The 16,144-nt window shown below is 48.1% G+C and carries 19 protein-coding genes, 1 tRNA gene and 1 riboswitch; of the genes, 14 read left to right on the forward strand and 6 right to left on the reverse strand.

Annotated elements, in window-relative coordinates; translation table 11 throughout:
• The first annotated feature begins 147 nt into the window (after positions 1-147).
• Together AB1I49_RS07005 and AB1I49_RS07010 are read left to right on the forward strand one after the other, a co-directional pair.
• On the forward strand, positions 148-1,128 hold the full coding sequence (locus AB1I49_RS07005; protein ID WP_407720531.1) for a hypothetical protein: 981 nt from the start codon (positions 148-150) through the stop codon (positions 1,126-1,128).
• An 11-nt stretch (positions 1,129-1,139) separates the two neighbouring features.
• Complete coding sequence (locus AB1I49_RS07010; protein ID WP_407720532.1) at positions 1,140-1,823, forward strand: zinc ribbon domain-containing protein; 684 nt, start codon at positions 1,140-1,142, stop codon at positions 1,821-1,823.
• A 37-nt stretch (positions 1,824-1,860) separates the two neighbouring features.
• Here the strand turns inward: AB1I49_RS07010 and AB1I49_RS07015 are convergent, their stop codons facing one another.
• A complete protein-coding gene (locus tag AB1I49_RS07015) occupies positions 1,861-2,415 on the reverse strand; it encodes an adenylyltransferase/cytidyltransferase family protein (RefSeq protein WP_316612576.1) in 555 nt (184 codons plus the stop codon).
• A gap of 12 nt (positions 2,416-2,427) precedes the next feature.
• The gene (locus AB1I49_RS07020) at positions 2,428-2,952 is read right to left on the reverse strand and encodes a cysteine hydrolase family protein (RefSeq protein ID WP_407720533.1); all 525 of its coding nucleotides are present in this window, start codon (positions 2,950-2,952) and stop codon (positions 2,428-2,430) included.
• Between the two features lie 298 nt (positions 2,953-3,250).
• Here AB1I49_RS07020 and AB1I49_RS07025 point away from each other — a divergent pair, with 298 nt between their 5' ends.
• The 4 genes from AB1I49_RS07025 to AB1I49_RS07040 all read left to right on the forward strand — a co-directional run bounded on the left by AB1I49_RS07025 (position 3,251) and on the right by AB1I49_RS07040 (position 6,864).
• Positions 3,251-4,072 (forward strand): ABC transporter permease, encoded by an 822-nt coding sequence (locus AB1I49_RS07025; protein WP_201428855.1) that lies wholly within the window; start codon positions 3,251-3,253, stop codon positions 4,070-4,072.
• Positions 4,073-4,086: 14 nt separating this feature from the next.
• Positions 4,087-4,833 carry an ABC transporter ATP-binding protein gene (locus tag AB1I49_RS07030; protein ID WP_201428856.1) on the forward strand — a complete coding sequence of 249 codons (747 nt, stop codon included), beginning with the start codon at positions 4,087-4,089 and terminating at the stop codon, positions 4,831-4,833.
• Entirely contained in the window at positions 4,833-6,683 is a 1,851-nt protein-coding gene (locus AB1I49_RS07035) for a LicD family protein (RefSeq protein ID WP_407720534.1), read from the forward strand. Before AB1I49_RS07030 ends, AB1I49_RS07035 begins: the two co-directional genes overlap by 1 nt.
• A 94-nt stretch (positions 6,684-6,777) precedes the next feature.
• Positions 6,778-6,864 (forward strand) — tRNA-Leu (locus tag AB1I49_RS07040).
• A 280-nt stretch (positions 6,865-7,144) separates the two neighbouring features.
• Here AB1I49_RS07040 and AB1I49_RS07045 read toward each other — a convergent pair.
• The 4 genes from AB1I49_RS07045 to AB1I49_RS07060 all read right to left on the reverse strand — a co-directional run bounded on the left by AB1I49_RS07045 (position 7,145) and on the right by AB1I49_RS07060 (position 9,314).
• On the reverse strand, positions 7,145-7,345 hold the full coding sequence (locus tag AB1I49_RS07045) for a hypothetical protein (RefSeq protein WP_407720535.1): 201 nt from the start codon (positions 7,343-7,345) through the stop codon (positions 7,145-7,147).
• Between the two features lie 200 nt (positions 7,346-7,545).
• A complete protein-coding gene (locus AB1I49_RS07050) occupies positions 7,546-8,499 on the reverse strand; it encodes a hypothetical protein (protein ID WP_407721689.1) in 954 nt (317 codons plus the stop codon).
• Entirely contained in the window at positions 8,408-8,764 is a 357-nt protein-coding gene (locus AB1I49_RS07055; RefSeq protein WP_407720536.1) for a recombinase family protein, read from the reverse strand. The genes AB1I49_RS07050 and AB1I49_RS07055 overlap by 92 nt, the downstream gene beginning before the upstream one ends.
• Positions 8,688-9,314, reverse strand: coding sequence for a hypothetical protein (locus AB1I49_RS07060; protein ID WP_407720537.1), 627 nt, complete (start codon positions 9,312-9,314; stop codon positions 8,688-8,690). Before AB1I49_RS07060 ends, AB1I49_RS07055 begins: the two co-directional genes overlap by 77 nt.
• A 155-nt stretch (positions 9,315-9,469) precedes the next feature.
• Positions 9,470-9,575: riboswitch (TPP riboswitch) on the forward strand.
• A gap of 55 nt (positions 9,576-9,630) precedes the next feature.
• Here AB1I49_RS07060 and thiS point away from each other — a divergent pair.
• The 8 genes from thiS to thiC all read left to right on the forward strand — a co-directional run bounded on the left by thiS (position 9,631) and on the right by thiC (position 15,925).
• Positions 9,631-9,825: a sulfur carrier protein ThiS gene (gene thiS / locus AB1I49_RS07065; protein ID WP_201428128.1), complete on the forward strand. Its 195-nt coding sequence runs from the start codon at positions 9,631-9,633 to the stop codon at positions 9,823-9,825.
• Between the two features lies 1 nt (position 9,826).
• The gene (gene thiF, locus AB1I49_RS07070) at positions 9,827-10,459 is read left to right on the forward strand and encodes a thiamine biosynthesis protein ThiF (protein ID WP_407720538.1); all 633 of its coding nucleotides are present in this window, start codon (positions 9,827-9,829) and stop codon (positions 10,457-10,459) included.
• 17 nt (positions 10,460-10,476) lie between these two features.
• Complete coding sequence (locus AB1I49_RS07075; RefSeq protein ID WP_201428130.1) at positions 10,477-11,247, forward strand: thiazole synthase; 771 nt, start codon at positions 10,477-10,479, stop codon at positions 11,245-11,247.
• A gap of 11 nt (positions 11,248-11,258) precedes the next feature.
• Complete coding sequence (gene thiH, locus AB1I49_RS07080; protein WP_407720539.1) at positions 11,259-12,512, forward strand: 2-iminoacetate synthase ThiH; 1,254 nt, start codon at positions 11,259-11,261, stop codon at positions 12,510-12,512.
• Entirely contained in the window at positions 12,505-13,107 is a 603-nt protein-coding gene (locus AB1I49_RS07085; RefSeq protein WP_201428132.1) for a thiamine phosphate synthase, read from the forward strand. Before thiH ends, AB1I49_RS07085 begins: the two co-directional genes overlap by 8 nt.
• A complete protein-coding gene (gene thiE, locus AB1I49_RS07090; protein ID WP_201428133.1) occupies positions 13,094-13,735 on the forward strand; it encodes a thiamine phosphate synthase in 642 nt (213 codons plus the stop codon). Before AB1I49_RS07085 ends, thiE begins: the two co-directional genes overlap by 14 nt.
• A 64-nt stretch (positions 13,736-13,799) precedes the next feature.
• The gene (gene thiD / locus AB1I49_RS07095) at positions 13,800-14,597 is read left to right on the forward strand and encodes a bifunctional hydroxymethylpyrimidine kinase/phosphomethylpyrimidine kinase (RefSeq protein ID WP_407720540.1); all 798 of its coding nucleotides are present in this window, start codon (positions 13,800-13,802) and stop codon (positions 14,595-14,597) included.
• Between the two features lie 14 nt (positions 14,598-14,611).
• The gene (gene thiC, locus AB1I49_RS07100) at positions 14,612-15,925 is read left to right on the forward strand and encodes a phosphomethylpyrimidine synthase ThiC (RefSeq protein ID WP_201428135.1); all 1,314 of its coding nucleotides are present in this window, start codon (positions 14,612-14,614) and stop codon (positions 15,923-15,925) included.
• Positions 15,926-16,144: the final 219 nt, after the last annotated feature.

Raw genomic sequence — 16,144 nt, forward strand, 5'->3', positions numbered from 1 at the left:
TTCAAGGGTTTTTGCGACACCTTTCATTTATTGGCGCAAATCGCCCTGACAATGACAATTCGGACAATGGCGAAATAATCATTTACAAAAACAATCAAGATTTCTATAATAAATATATATATTTTAACAACAAGGGAGATGGAGCAAATGGCGAAAAACTGCAAATTCTGCGGAACGCCTCTTGAGGACTGGATGGTATTCTGCGACAACTGCGGAAAAAGACAGGACGGTGCTTTTTCAAACGCTCAGCCGCCCGTTCAACAACAACCGCAACAGCCATATCAACCCGCACAGCGGCCGCCTCAGCCTTACCGTAAGCAATACCAACAGCAGCCCTATCAGCAGAGCATAACTCCGCGTCAGCCGGCACCGCAGGGATATCAGGCTCCGCAGCCCAAAAAGACAAACGTCGGATTGATTATCGGCATTGTCGCGGGTTCCGTTACGCTGCTTATCGTCCTTATTGTAATAGCCGTGATATTTTTCTTTTCGGGAATATTAACTCCCAATACGCCGCCGCTTCCCGTGCTGACACAGTTGTACACTGTGCCCGCTGCTACAAAGGCTACGGATAAACCTACCGAGTCTGAAACCGAGCAGCCCACCGAAAAGGCTACAGAAAAGCCCACCGAAAAGCAGACGGAAAAACCGACCGAGAAGCCTGAACCCGCTACCGAAAAGCCGAAGATCGACACCGATAATGTCGGCGACCCGTCTGTCAATGATTTTTCACAGTGGTTTTTAAAGGCGACCGACAGTGGTATGCCATACGACGCCGACACGATTTTCAGCAACAGCAAAATCAACGGCGAATGGAAGGCAATCTTCATGTACAGCGAAACAGGCGTCAATGAGCTCAGCAAGGTCAATATCGAAGCAGGCGACCACGCGGTGACCGTCACAGTCAAGCACAAATACGTCAGCGTTAACGGCGGCGACTATATGAACGACTCAACGCCTGATACATCGTTTGACGGAGCTGCCGACAACGGCTCACTGACCGCCTACAGCAACTCGGGCAAGCTCGAAATCTGGTTCTTCTGGGAATACGAGGGCAAGCAGTACGGTCTCGGCACATTCACAAATCCCAGCGGTGAGAAGGCGAGCGTCGGTCTTATGCGCCCGTAAGGAGTGAGTAAATGAACTGTCCGAAATGCGGATGCGCACTCAGACAAAACGCTGGCTTCTGCCCCGGGTGCGGCAATGCTGTGATTCAGCCGCCGTCCCGTAATATAGTCTTTTGTCCCGACGGAAAGTACCGCTGGGTATATGAAATGAGTCTGCTGAAAAACCCTACGGTATTCTTCCTCGTCTGGAAAATCTTCTTTTTCGTCTTTCTCGGAATTTTCACCTTTATCATAATCCTTGACGCGGTAAGCTCATACGACTTCTTTCCCGACCGTTTGCTTGGAGATTTGAAATTCTTCGGCATATTTGTGGTTGGTATGACCGTGATCGTTGCCGTCAGCGTGCTGATTTACGCAGCGATCATGGGAGGAAAATACTGCGTTCTGTTCGAGATGGACGAACAGGGTGTGCGGCACATTCAGCACCCTAAGCAAATCAAGAAGGCTCAGGCTCTCGCAGACCTCGCGGTTCTCGCGGGCTTTGCGACAGGCAATCTTTCCGTAATGGGAATGGGTATGAACGGCGCGCGAACAGAAATGTACTCGGAATTTGGCAAAGTGAGAAGCGTTAAAGCCTATCGACGCCGAAATCTCATCAAAGTCAACGAGGTGCTAAACCACAACCAGGTCTACGCGGAAAAAGAGGATTTTGACTTTGTTCTGAATTACATCAGCAGCCGCGTTCCAAAAAAATAAAAGCAAAGGCTATGGCGTAAACCATAGCCTTGATTTTTTATATACTGTCGGTAAAGAGATTGTCCTTTGCCGCGAGCACGGCGGACTTCATCTCTTCGTAATCGTTCCACAGCGTCTCTGGAGTGTATTTTTTCCACTCGTCATAACTGTCCGCAATGAAAAACTCACGCATACGCGAGGCTGACATATCAATTATCTTTGGGACATACAGCTCGGCGACCGATACGCCCTCTACGCTGTCGAACCAGCTCACGCGGCGTTCCTCCTTGCCCGAAACGAGCAAATCCGGAGACTTTCCGAAGCGCTCTCTTACGTTTTTGAGAACGTAGTCGCCCCATGTGGAGTTATTGCCGACGCCGATATCCGGCAGCGGATAAATTTCCACCTTATCGCCGAACACCTCGCGGAGAAAGTGTTCCCTCTGTTCGTAGGTATATGGATTCTTTGAGGTGCCGCTCTCCTGAGATGAACCGACGAAGATACCTACTCTCTCGCAGACGGCAACAGCCTTTTCTATCATGTATACATGACCCGTGTGAAGAGTCTGGAAACGGCCGACCATCACTCCAAGGTCAAACGGCTTATTATTCATACCCATTCCTCCTCAGATAACGTCAATCTGACAGCTTCTCATTGTTGCCAGAGCCGCCTCGTGAGCCTGAGGCGTAACGCCCGCGCAACACGCGGAGTCAACGGATATCGGTATTTCGGGGAAATTCGCCTTGAGCACAAGCGCGTTGCTGACGACGCAGATATCGGTGCACAAACCGATTATTTCAATCGAAAAATCATCGCCATCGGCAGAGGCTTCGATCAGGCGCGGAAGCTCAAGCGAGCCGAAGGTAGGCTTCTCAACGGCGGTATATTCTCTGTCAGAAAGCGCACAGGTGACGTTTTTGTCGAGCTTCCAGCCCTCTGTGCCCTTAATGCAGTGCGGCACAGGAAGCTTTCTGCCCTCAGCGGTTTCGGGATAATTATCAAAATGGGTATCGAAAGTGACGAAAATCTCTCCGTCAAAGCTCTTTATCTTCTCAACGACACTCGGCACGATCGCGACAGCGTCACCGCTTCCGAGCGCGCCGTCAACAAAGTCCTTCTGCATATCTACAACAACCAAAAACCGCTTCATAAGCTCCTCGCTTCCTCCTGAATTGTTATCTTTTTTGTATTCTCAGCATGATAATATCACATTGTGATTATCACGTCAACACAAATTTGAGCAATTTGCAGAACTGCCGTTTTCCGCGGTAAAAATAAGGCGGAAATGATTGACAAATCGGGGAAAAGTACTATAATGGTATTTAGTATGGACAAGTGTGCAAACACGCGGCTCACGGAGGTGAACAGCTCTTGTAATTAAGCCCGTCATTTTGAGTTTTGTTAACCGTTATTTGTATATTTTTCTCTATGTTTAAGGAGGTTGTTTTTTGATTACTTCGATTTTCAAGGAACACAAGGGATTTGGAAAACAAATCTTTCTGCTCGCGAAAAACGAGCTGATTAAAACATACAAGGGCGCCGTTATCGGCCCCGGCTGGGCTGTTGTGAAGCCCGCGTTTACGGTTTTTGTATACTGGTTCGCGTTCTCTGTCGGTATCAAAACCATGAAAACCATGCACGTTAACCTCGGAAGCCACGACCCGTTCTCTATTGACTTCTTTACCTTCATGTTTATCGGCATTATTCCGTGGTTCTTCATACAGGACAGCATTATTCAGGGCGCAAAGACCCTTAGAACAAACAGGCAGTTCATTACCAAGGTCAAGTTCCCTGTTTCGACTATTCTTACCTACACAGCGATTTCCAGGCTCTATGTACACATAATGCTGATGGTTCTGATGTATGCTTATGTCATTTTTGCCATCGGTCCGAGCTGGTACAATCTGCAGTTCTTCTTCTACTGCCCGCTGATGTTTATGTTCTTCCTGGCGCTTTCGTGGTCTACCGCACCTATGTCCGCGTTCAGCAAGGACTTTGAAAGCCTTATCGTTTCGATTATGTCGGGTATCTTCTGGCTGTCGGGCATCATGTACGACTCCTACAGCTTCCAGGAGCCGCTGAAGTTTATCATGCTCCTTAACCCGATTAACTTCTTCGCAAACGGCTACCGCAACTGCTTCCTCTACCACAGACCCTTCTTCTACTACAAAACGGAGCTTGCCGTATTCCTCGCGGAATTCATCTTCGTTTTCGCGCTCGGCATCTTCAACTACAACAGACTCAGGAAAAAGCTTCCTGACGTACTTTAATCGGAGGAAAAGCAATGTCTGAGGCGATTATTACTTTCAAAAACGTAAGCAAAACCTATATTCTCTATAAAAATGACCAGGCTCGTTTCAAGGCGCTGTTCTTCAAGCCGCGAAATCCTAAAACCAACAAAGCGCTCAACGACGTTTCCTTTGAAATCTACCGCGGCGAATCCGTCGGCATCGTCGGCGATAACGGCGCAGGTAAGTCGACCCTGCTCAAGATGATTACGGGCGTTGCCTTCCCCGATGAGGGCGAAATCATCGTAAACGGCAAGGTCGCGGCGCTCCTTGAGCTGACCGCGGGCTTCTCGATGGAGATGACAGGCAGAGAGAATATCTACCTCAAGGGCTATATTCTCGGTCTTGAGGACGCGTATATCAAGCAGATTGAAGAGCGTATCATTGATTTTGCCGAACTCGGCGACTACATCGACCAGCCCGTCAGAACATACTCCAGCGGTATGAAAATGCGTCTGGGCTTCGCAATCAATGTAAACATCGAGCCCGATGTACTCGTAGTCGACGAGGCTCTCTCCGTCGGCGACGCGAGCTTCAAGAGAAAGTGCAAGGACAAAATCAAGGAGATAATCTCGGCAGGCACTACGGTTCTCTACGTAAGCCACAACGCCGAATCCGTCCGCGAGATCTGTCCGCGCTCGATTTACCTGAGAAAAGGCACCGTTATTTTTGACGGCAATACAGACGAAACCCTCAAGGTCTATCAGGACTACAAGGCAGCTCAGAAAAATAAGAAAAAATAATGAAAAATAAATTAACCGATTTCCAGGCAGACTGGGCGGCTATGCCCCAGGTCGAAAAGGAACAGATCTTAAAATTAAAAAACAAAACTATAGTAGTCAGCGGACATTCTCTTGCCCGCTGTCTTTGCTATGCGCTGATTTACCAGAACGAAACACGAAATCTCGGCTGTAAGGTCGTGCTCTGCGCTCAGGACAAAAGCCTGATCGACGACCTCTACCCTGAACTGATACTACGCGAGGACTTTGACTTCGTAGATTTTAATTCTGTTTCAGAAATAAACAAAGCAGATTTCATTGTCCACACAGGCTTCTGTAACGAAGCTGTCAGCGATTTCACAGCCGATTTCAGGAGAGAAATCAAGCTCGCGCAGGTCATTTCAGCTTTAGCACAAAAAACAAACGCGCCGTTGGTTCTGCTCAGCGACAGCAGGGTTTACGGCAACCCGAAGCCGCACAGGATTTACGCTGAAAACGAGTATGCGGACATCGTTAACACAGATGCGGCAAACACTGAAAATCAGCTTCTAAGAACCGTTGAAGCGATGTTCAACTGCGAAAAGAAAGCACGCGGCTTTGAGCTGACAACCCTCCGCACGGGCATCATTCTCGGCGCTCACTCGGGAATCAAGAGCTTCCTCGACCCGATCTTCGAGGCGGTTGCTGAAGGCAAAGAAACCTCGCTGTTTAACTCAAAGCAAAAATACTCGTTCGTTTATCTTACCGACGTGCTACGCTCGATTATTTACGCCATGAACGTGCTTGACAGAAATCAAGTCTACAACGTAGTGGGTATAAACTCAACCGTTTCTACAGCGACAATCGCCGCTGTTCTCCATGATGTTTACGGCGACGCGGCAATAATCGCGCTGACTGACGGCAAAGAGCTCAACCACTCGCCCGTCGCAACGGGTAAAATCGAAACCTACGGCTGCCCTGCTGCGTTAAAGCTCGAAACCGCGCTGGAGCTGTGCGTTATGAGCTATATGAAAACCACCGAGGGCATGCAGCTTCCAAACACTCACGACGGTCGGCTCGATGCGATTCAGCAAATCCAGCTCGCCTATCTGCTCGAGGTGGACAGAATTTGCCGCAAGCACAATATTAAGTATTTCCTCGGCGGCGGCACCCTGCTCGGCGCGATCAGACACAAGGGCTTTATTCCGTGGGACGATGACTCCGACATTATGATGCTGCGCGAAGACTACGACAAGTTCTGCAAAATCGCCGCTGACGAGCTGCCCGCGAACATGAGCTTTCAGTCAAACAAAACCGACAAAAGCTGCTTTTATGAATTCTCCAAGCTGCGCGTAAACGGTACCGCCTTCGCCACGGAATTTGCTAAAGAGCATAAGACTATGCACAACGGCATTGCGTTTGATATTTTCTGCCACGACAAAACCGCAAACTCGTGCTTCGGTCAGAAGATACACCTCGCTATGACTATCTTCACCCGCGCGCTTGTTTTCAACAAATGGAATCACCGCAAAACCGAAAACGGCAGCAGAATCCAGACCGCTGTTACGAATTTCTGCGTAAAGCTCTTCCCCATCAGATTCAGTCTTTGGCTGATGAACCACACGATATCATTCTTTAAGAGAAAAAAGAACGCCAAATTCCTGTATGACGGAATGGGAAGAAATGTTTATAACGGAGTATTTCCGGCTGATTTGCTCGACAAGGCGATTTATATTGACTTTGAGGGCTATATGCTGCCTGTTCCCAAGAAATACGACGAGTACCTGCGTTTTCTCTACGGTGACTATATGCAGCTCGCGCCGCTCAGCACAAGGCTCGGCTGCCACGAGATTCTGCTCTGCGATATCGGCAAGTATGACGGACTGAACAAATAAGTGATTTTTTCAAAAAAGCCCGAATTTGTCATTGACAATCGGGCTTTTTTATGGTAAAATAATATTTGTGGTTGAGAAACCGCAAAGTGAATATGCAGGTATGGCGGAATTGGCAGACGCGCATGGTTCAGGTCCATGTGAAAGCAATTTCATGCAGGTTCAAGTCCTGTTACCTGCACCAAGCGAAGATAATCCGAACCTTCTCCCTGTCGGGGACGGGTTCGGATTTGTCTTTTTCTATGCTTATCCGAATTTCAACAGTAAGATTGATAGATATGTTCGTTAAGTGCAAGGCAGGAGGTTTACCGCTCCCTGCCATTTTACAGTATCTTTCTTTCTCTTTTGAATTAAAACAAGTTAATCCCAACAAACAATGTGTTTGTTGGGATTAGTAAATAGTTAAGGTAGTAGAATGTGTGTTATCTTTCTTAAAAAGTTCGTAACGATGAAAGATAAATAGTCTATCCGCGTCTTACCGTATTAACAACACTTTGCATACTCCTGCTACGCATTGCCTCATTTGCACTAACTTGTGCAGATACTTCTATTTCTAAACCTTTTAATGAATCTGCAGTTGGTTTTTTGCTTGCTGGAACTTTTTTCAAAACAGCTTCTCCATTACTCCTGCTTGCTATCTTGGATATAGTTTTAATAAAATTCATGATTAATTACCTCATAGTCGTACAAACGATACTAATATCTCCGACCGTAATGCTGTGTTATTTCCGATAGTCCGTCCGCATTGAATATTATAACCTTGTTCTTTGAAAAAGTCAACAACTTTCATAATAAATAATATCTGGAAATATCTGAAATCTTCATGTTTATTTTGAAAGATAATATAACAATGGTTATAATAATATTATTCAGATGGATTGATTATGCTCAAATTCTTTTTATATCCTTCGAATAATTCATCATTTTTTAATTCGAGCATATCTTCAAATTCTGGTTTTGATTGTTCAGGAGAACGCATACACAAAACGCCTGGATAATGCATCAAAATTATGTTTTGAACGCTATGACCTGTACCTAATGCTGCCGTAGCATCAATTACTATCTCGCCAAATGCTTTGCTTTGAAAGTAATCATCCATCCTATACAGTTCACAAATCCATATGAATCGGGGCATGGGAATTGATGCATATACTTCACGTGCAATCCTGTTGCATAATGAATTAGATCGATACTCTTTAAAACTTCGTGATGATGCCATAAATAAACGAATAACAACATCTTCTTTGGGTTTCAAGAATTCTCCTGCCCACACATCTATACCAAAATGCTCGTGATGCAATACAGATCTTACAACAGCTGCTGCATCAGATGCATCTAAAAACATCCTTTTATACAAAGGTACCGCTATGTATTCAACTCGCATATCAGGGTAAATAGATAGTTTATGGAATGGTTTGATTTGATATATTGGTTGATTATCATCAATAACAATATAGTCTTCAAAGAAATCAGCTGAGTTAATAATTGGATGGCATTTTTCTCTATGCTTCCATGGAATCCATTTATTCCGAATTGCCTTTTGCACATGTGATGCTTCGATTTTTCCATGCCCTATACATACGACAGAATGTCCCGAACCATTTCCTCCAACAGGTGACAAATTAAGTGCAACTGGAAATCCGGATTCAATGTAATAATGCAACAATCTTTTAAGTTCATCTTCTGGATTCATTTTAGATAAGCTGAATCGTTCTATTGAAGAAAAACTATATAATCTCGGAGCAAAGCCAAATTCCGACAGAATTTTCGTTAATATCGGGTATGTTACTGCCGCAATCGGCGCAATAGAGAAAATCACAAAACATATTTTTCTCGCCGTTTTCCTGTTTAGGAGCACGGCGCTTTGTCTTTACGACAAGCGTCTGCACCAACTCAAAATCATCACGGTTGATAATCGGCTCGTGAACATCCTTGAATATAACCCAATTTTCTTTGGGATTATCATAGCGTTTCTTATTCTTATATGATTTAGAATACGTCTTGAAGTTAATAATATCGCCACAATACTCCTGTTGGGTAAGAATTTTGGTAATTGTATTTCCCTTCAACTTTGAGGTCGGCATTTTGTTTGCCAAGCTCGTCAAGTATGATCATGTGTTCGGTGAAGGCCGCCCTGAGATTGACCTGTATTCGTAATCCTTCGCTCGTTTCATAGATCAGTATTTTATCAATAAGCTGCCTGAGATTCGCGTCGCTGATCTCCCCCTCCTTGATGATTTCGTCAATCAGCTCCACGGTTCGCTTCATTTCGGATTTGCGCTTTTTGATTGTTTCGCTGTAGTGCTGAATATCATAAAGCTCCTGCTCGATTTTTTTGATGTCGCTTTCACATGCTGAGAGCATTTCATCATAGACAGAAGCGTGTTCCCTGTCGCGGATTCTCTCCAGCAGAATTTCTTTCTGGTCATTCTTTCTCTGTTCAAGCTCGGCGTTGAGCTGACGGATTTTGCCCGTGACCGTGCTCTTTTTCTTCAGCCACTTTCGAACCTCGCCGTCGATGTTTTCATAAAGCTGTGCCGCTTGTTCCTTGACATTGCTGATTTCTCCGCAGATGATCTCGTCGAGCTCTGTCTCCCGGATGCGGTGCGGAGGACAGTTTTCCTTGCCTTTCATTTCTTTATATGATAATTCATATAAGATTACTATGCTTTATTATATCGATATATTTCTATTTGTCAATAGTTCTGTGTGATATAATTGCATACATAATTTTTCAATTGAAATATTTCCTGATGCACTTGACTTTTCAACAAAAGGGTGTATAATAGCCTTGAACAAACGGGAGCTTGTGTGACAGGCTGAGAGGGAGGTACTACCTCCGACCGGTAACCTGATTTGGATAATGCCAACGTAGGGATATACCTTAGAATTGTTGCGGAGTACTGCCAAATCGGCGGTGCTCCGTTTTTTCTTGCAAGGAGGTTACAAAATGGTTTTAATCAACGGAAAAAACACGTCTGCAGACGGAAAGACAGTCAGTCAGTATCTCGAAGAAGCAAACTTCAATCCTCAGACGATTGCGGTTGAACTTAACGAGGATATTCTGCCCAAGCCGCAATACGGAGAAACCGTGCTCAAAGACGGCGATGTCCTCGAGGTCGTCAGCTTTGTGGGAGGAGGTTAATATGCCTACCAAAGAAGAATGGCAGAATGCCTTTGCCGCTCGACACGGTGAAAAGCTGCAAAAGGTCTTTTCTTCATCGGTCGTCGCCGTATGCGGTCTGGGCGGCTTAGGCTCAAATATCGCGACAGCACTCGCAAGAGCCGGAATCGGCATGCTGATTCTGATCGACTTTGACAGTGTGGATCTATCCAATCTCCACCGTCAGCAATATAAAGCCTCGCAAATCGGCAAATACAAAACCGACGCGATAGTAGAAAACCTGTGCGAGATCAATCCATATATCCGGACAGAAGCACACACCATACGTCTGACTGAGGAAAATGCCCTTACCCTGCTGTCACAGGCAGATGTGATCTGTGAGGCGTTTGATAATCCGCAGGCAAAGGCAATGCTGTGCAATCTCGTATTAGAGAAGCTGCCGCAAAAGTTCTACGTTGCCGCGTCAGGCATGGCAGGTACCGACAGTCCGAATCTGATCAAGACAAAACGCGTCAGCAAACGCTTTTATCTCTGCGGCGACGGCGTTAACGGCGTAGGAGAAAGCGACGGCCTGTTTGCAAGCCGCGTAATGCTGTGTGCGGCTCATCAGGCGCACACGGTTTTGCGCGTGCTGGCAGAGGAATATGAAGTATAACGAAAGAAGGTCAAAATATGAATAACGATAAACTGATACTCGGCGGTCACGAATTCAACTCGCGTTTTATTCTCGGCTCGGGTAAATACTCTCTGAACCTGATTGAAGCGGCAATCAAAGACGCAGGCGCTGAAATCATCACGCTTGCAGTAAGGCGCGCCAATACCAAAGACGGAGAGAACATTCTCGATTTTATCCCGAAAAACGTTACCCTGCTGCCCAACACAAGCGGCGCGAGAAACGCAAAGGAAGCGGTCAGAATTGCCAAACTTGCGCGCGAGCTGGGCTGCGGCAATTTTGTAAAGGTAGAGATCATGCGCGACTCCAAATATCTTCTTCCAGACAATCAGGAGACGATCATAGCGACTGAAACGCTTGCAAACGACGGCTTTGTCGTTCTGCCGTACATGTATCCCGACCTCAATGTTGCGCGCGACTTGGTCAGCGCAGGCGCGGCGGCGGTTATGCCTCTTGCCTCTCCTATCGGCTCCAACAAGGGACTTGCCACAAAGGATTTCATTCAGATACTGATTGATGAAATCGATTTACCCATCATCGTTGACGCGGGCATCGGCAAGCCCTCTCAGGCGTGCGAAGCGATGGAAATGGGCGCTGCGGCGGTCATGGCAAACACCGCTCTTGCAACCGCGGGCGATTTGCCATTAATGGCGGCAGCCTTCCGTCAGGCAATCGAGGCAGGCAGAAAGGCGTATCTCTCGGGCTTGGGCAGAGTGCTCACCCGAGGCGCTTCCGCTTCCGATCCTCTGACGGGATTTCTGCATGACTGAGGGAGAATGAAATGGAAAACCGATTTTTAGTTGATTCCGATTCTCTTTCAGAGGAAGCGCTCAAACGCAAGCACCGTCTGGAAACCGACCCTTCATCAAGAACAGACCATATGGCATATATGGAAGAAATGGAGATTATCGAATCCGACGTGTGCGAGAACGTCATCTCGCAGATGAAATCCTACGACTACACAAAGTACACTGCAAAGGACGTAAAAGCCGCGCTTGAACACGAAACCTGCACGATTGAGGATTTCAAAGCGCTCCTTTCCCCTGCCGCCGAACCGTTTCTGGAACAGATGGCACAGCGGGCGCGTCTTGAAACAGGCAAGCACTTCGGCAACACGGTCTATATGTTCACGCCGCTGTACATCGCGAATTACTGCGAAAACTACTGCGTCTACTGCGGCTTTAACTGCTACAACAAAATCAGCCGCATGAAGCTGAGCATGGAACAGATAGAACACGAAATGCAGGTCATCGCACAGAGCGGAATGGAGGAGATCCTTCTTCTCACCGGCGAAAGCCGCGGACAAAGCAACGTCGAATACATTGGCGAAGCCTGCAAGCTCGCGCGGAAGTATTTCCGCATGGTCGGACTGGAAATCTATCCTGTAAATACAGACGAGTACCGCTATCTGCACGAATGCGGAGCGGACTATGTCACCGTTTTTCAGGAAACCTACGACGCCGACAAATACGAAACGCTTCATCTTTTTGGTCACAAGCGCGTCTGGCCTTACCGCTTTGACGCGCAGGAGCGCGCGCTTCGCGGCGGCATGAGAGGCGTTGCATTCTCCGCTCTGCTTGGGCTTTCCGATTTCAGAAAGGACGCGCTGGCTTCCGCCCTGCACGTCTATTATCTGCAGAGAAAGTATCCATATGCGGAAATGTCGCTTTCCTGCCCCCGACTGCGCCCGATTATCAACAACGACAAAATCAGCCCTCTGGACGTTCACGAAACGCAGCTGTGCCAGATTCTCTGCGCCTACAGAATTTTTCTGCCGTATGTCGGCATCACGGTTTCCTCGCGTGAAAGCGCAGAATTCCGCAACGGTATCGTAAAAATTGCCGCGACAAAGGTTTCCGCGGGCGTATCGACAGGCATCGGAGACCATGAGAGCAAGTACAGCGGCACTGAAGCGGACGGACAGCAGGGCGACGAACAGTTTGAAATCAGCGACAGCCGCAGTCTGTCAGCTATGTATTCAGATATTACAGGCGAAGGCCTGCAGCCTGTGCTGAACGATTATTTATATGTGTAAGATAATATGTATCACAAACCGCCTTCTGTGCGGCAAGGACTTTATCGGTCATCTCGAAGCTGTCGCAGCGGCTCACCCCGACGCTGTTATTCTGCGCGAAAAGGGTTTGTCGGAAGCGGATTATCTGCGCCTTGCGGAACAAACAAAAGCTATATGTGAAAAGCAGCAAACGCTGCTGATTCTTCACAGCTTTCCCAACGCGGCAAAGGCGCTCAGTCACAAAGCGATTCATTTACCCATGCCCATGCTCAGACATCTTTCGGATAGAGAGCGCGCGTACTTTTCTGTCTTAGGCGCGTCCTGCCATTCTGTTGAAGAAGCGAAGGAAGCCGAGCGGCTCGGGTGCACCTATATCACCGCAAGTAATGTTTTTGAAACTGATTGCAAAAAGGGCTTGCCGGGAAAAGGCGTAGAGTTTTTGCGTGAGATTTGCGAAAGCGTCAATATAGATGTATACGCGCTGGGAGGTATTACCGCTCGGAATATCGCTGAGCTCATGCGTTCAGGCGCGGACGGCGCTTGTATCATGAGCGGCTTCATGAAGTCCGAGAACCCCGAAATATTGATGGAGGAATTACACAATGCGATTTCATAAGGATATGCTGCTTTTATACGCCATTACCGAGGAGTACTGCAACCGTCAAAGACCGCTGATCGAGATGGTAAAGGAAGCGCTCGAAGGCGGCGTTACAATCTTGCAGCTGCGCGAAAAGCATTTGAGTGACGAGGAGCTTATGACGGAGGCTCTGGAAATCAAGGAGCTTTGTCATTCCTACGGCGTTCCGCTGATTATCAACGACAACGTCGAGCTCGCTTTGCGCTGCAGTGCGGACGGTGTGCATGTCGGTATTGAGGATACGCCCGTTGCCGAAATCCGTGCAAAGGCAGGCAATGACTTTATCATAGGCGCGACGGCAAAAACCGTTGAACAGGCAACCGCCGCCGAACTGGCAGGAGCGGATTATATCGGCGTCGGCGCGGTATTCCCTTCACCTACCAAGCAAAACGCCGTGCGTATCACAAACGCTCAGCTTCGTGAAATCACCTCAGCTGTGTCGATTCCTGCCGTCGCAATCGGCGGCATTACGCTTGGTAACATTTCGCAGATCGACTGCGGCACCCTTTCAGGGATCGCGGTGGTATCGGCGGTTTTCGGCGCGAAGGATATTACGCAGGCAGCTAAAGAGTTAAAAGCCAAGGCGACTGCTTTGGTTCATTCATAAAAAACAGCGGCGGATCGGGGGCACCACCTTCCGTCGCTCAACAAAAATAATGTGAGGAGAAAATATGAGAACTGCATTATCAATCGCGGGAAGCGATTCCTGCGGAGGCGCCGGTATTCAGGCAGATATCAAAACCATGACAATGAACGGCGTGTATGCCATGACCGCCGTCACCGCTTTGACCGCGCAGAATACGCTCGGCGTGAGGGCGATTCAGGAGGCGACTCCCGAATTTCTCCGTCAGCAGCTCGACGCGGTATTCGAGGACATCTTCCCCGACGCGGTCAAAATCGGTATGGTCGCAAGCTCGGACCTGATTCGCGTTATTGCGGACAGGCTCCATTGTTGCAAGGCGATGAACATCGTTGTCGACCCGGTCATGGTATCCACAAGCAACGCAGCCCTGATAAAGACCGACGCTGTTAGCACTATGACAGAGGAACTGCTTCCTCTCGCCACACTCATTACGCCAAACATTCCCGAAGCTCAGGTTTTGTCGGGAATGGAGATACACAGCAGCGCCGATATGGAGAAAGCCGCCGAACAGCTCGGCAAATCCTATGGCTGCGCGGTACTGCTCAAGGGAGGTCATTGCGTGAATGACGCAAATGACCTGCTTTACTCAAACGGTACGCTCCGTTGGTTTGAGGGAAAACGCATCGACAATCCAAACACCCACGGCACAGGCTGCACGCTGTCAAGCGCGATAGCAGCAAATCTTGCCAAGGGTTACACTTTGGAAAAGTCTGTTGAACGCGCCAAGGATTATATTTCGGGCGCTCTTGCCGCTATGCTCGATTTAGGTAAAGGCAGCGGTCCCATGAACCACGCGTTTGCGCTGAACAATAAATATTCTGACTGAAAGGAACCACTGAAATGAAACAATACTATACGCAAATGGAAGCCGCCAAAAAAGGCATTATCACTCCCGAAATGGAAATTGTCGCCGCCAAAGAGGACATGGACGTTGAGCCGCTGCGCGAGAGAGTCGCGCAGGGCGTTATCGCGATTCCCTGCAATGTGCGTCATTCCTCGATCTCCCCCGAGGGTATAGGTATGGGTCTGCGCACCAAAATCAACGTAAACCTCGGTATTTCGGGCGACTGCAAGGATTACTCGGTCGAGATGCAGAAAGTTGATATGGCAATCAGATTCGGCGCGGAAGCGATCATGGACTTGAGCAACTACGGCAAGACCAACACCTTCCGCCGTCAGCTTATAGAAAAATCTCCCGCAATGATCGGCACCGTACCGATGTACGACGCGATCGGTTATCTCGAGAAAGATCTGCTCGACATCACCGCAGAGGACTTTCTGAGGGTAGTTCGCGCTCACGCCGAGGAAGGCGTTGACTTCATGACGATTCACGCGGGTATCAACCGCCGCGCTGTGGAAGCATTCATGCGCGACAAAAGAAAAATGAACATCGTATCCAGAGGCGGCTCTCTCCTGTTTGCATGGATGATGATGACAGGAAACGAAAACCCGTTCTTTGAGCACTACGACGAGGTGCTTGATATTCTACGCGAATTCGATGTTACCATCAGCCTTGGCGACGCTCTCCGCCCCGGCTGCATTGACGACAGCACTGACGCAGGACAGATTTCTGAGCTGATTGAGCTTGGAAATCTGACAAAGCGCGCATGGGAAAAGGACGTTCAGGTAATGGTCGAAGGTCCCGGTCACATGGCAATGAACGAAATTGAAGCGAACATGAAGCTGCAAAAACGGCTTTGTCATAACGCTCCGTTCTACGTTCTCGGTCCGCTGGTAACCGACATCGCTCCCGGCTACGACCACATCACCTCCGCAATCGGCGGTGCAATTGCTGCTGCGAGCGGCGCTGATTTTCTCTGTTACGTAACCCCTGCCGAGCATCTCAGGCTGCCCGATCTGAGCGACGTAAAGGAAGGCATTATCGCCAGCCGTATCGCGGCTCACGCTGCGGACATCGCAAAGGGCGTTCCTCACGCGAGAGAACAGGACGACGCTATGGCGGACGCCCGTCACAAGGTTGACTGGGATGAGATGTTCAAACACGCGATTGACCCTGAAAAGGCTCGTGCGTACTTTGAGAGCACTCCGCCTGCCGACCGCCACACCTGCTCCATGTGCGGCAAGATGTGCGCTGTCCGCACAACCAACATGATTCTTGAAGGCAAAAAGGTCGAGTTTTGCTCCGAGCTGTAAAATCATTTCATACCGTACAATTTGCAAGCAGCAAGTTGTGCGGTATTTATTTTGTTTCTGTGCTTTTTTCTAAAACAGTTATAGTGGTATCCTATTGCTCGGTATAGATATTTCGAATTGGACAACAGCAGACTTTGGTTGTATAATGACAGCTGTAAGACCTACTTATCCACTATGAAATGAAGATGGAGTGAGAATCATGGAACTACAGTTTCCTCA

Origin of the sequence: Ruminococcus sp. NATIVEDY160, assembly GCF_045819885.1 — a bacterium.
Taxonomy (GTDB): domain Bacteria; phylum Bacillota; class Clostridia; order Oscillospirales; family Acutalibacteraceae; genus Ruminococcoides.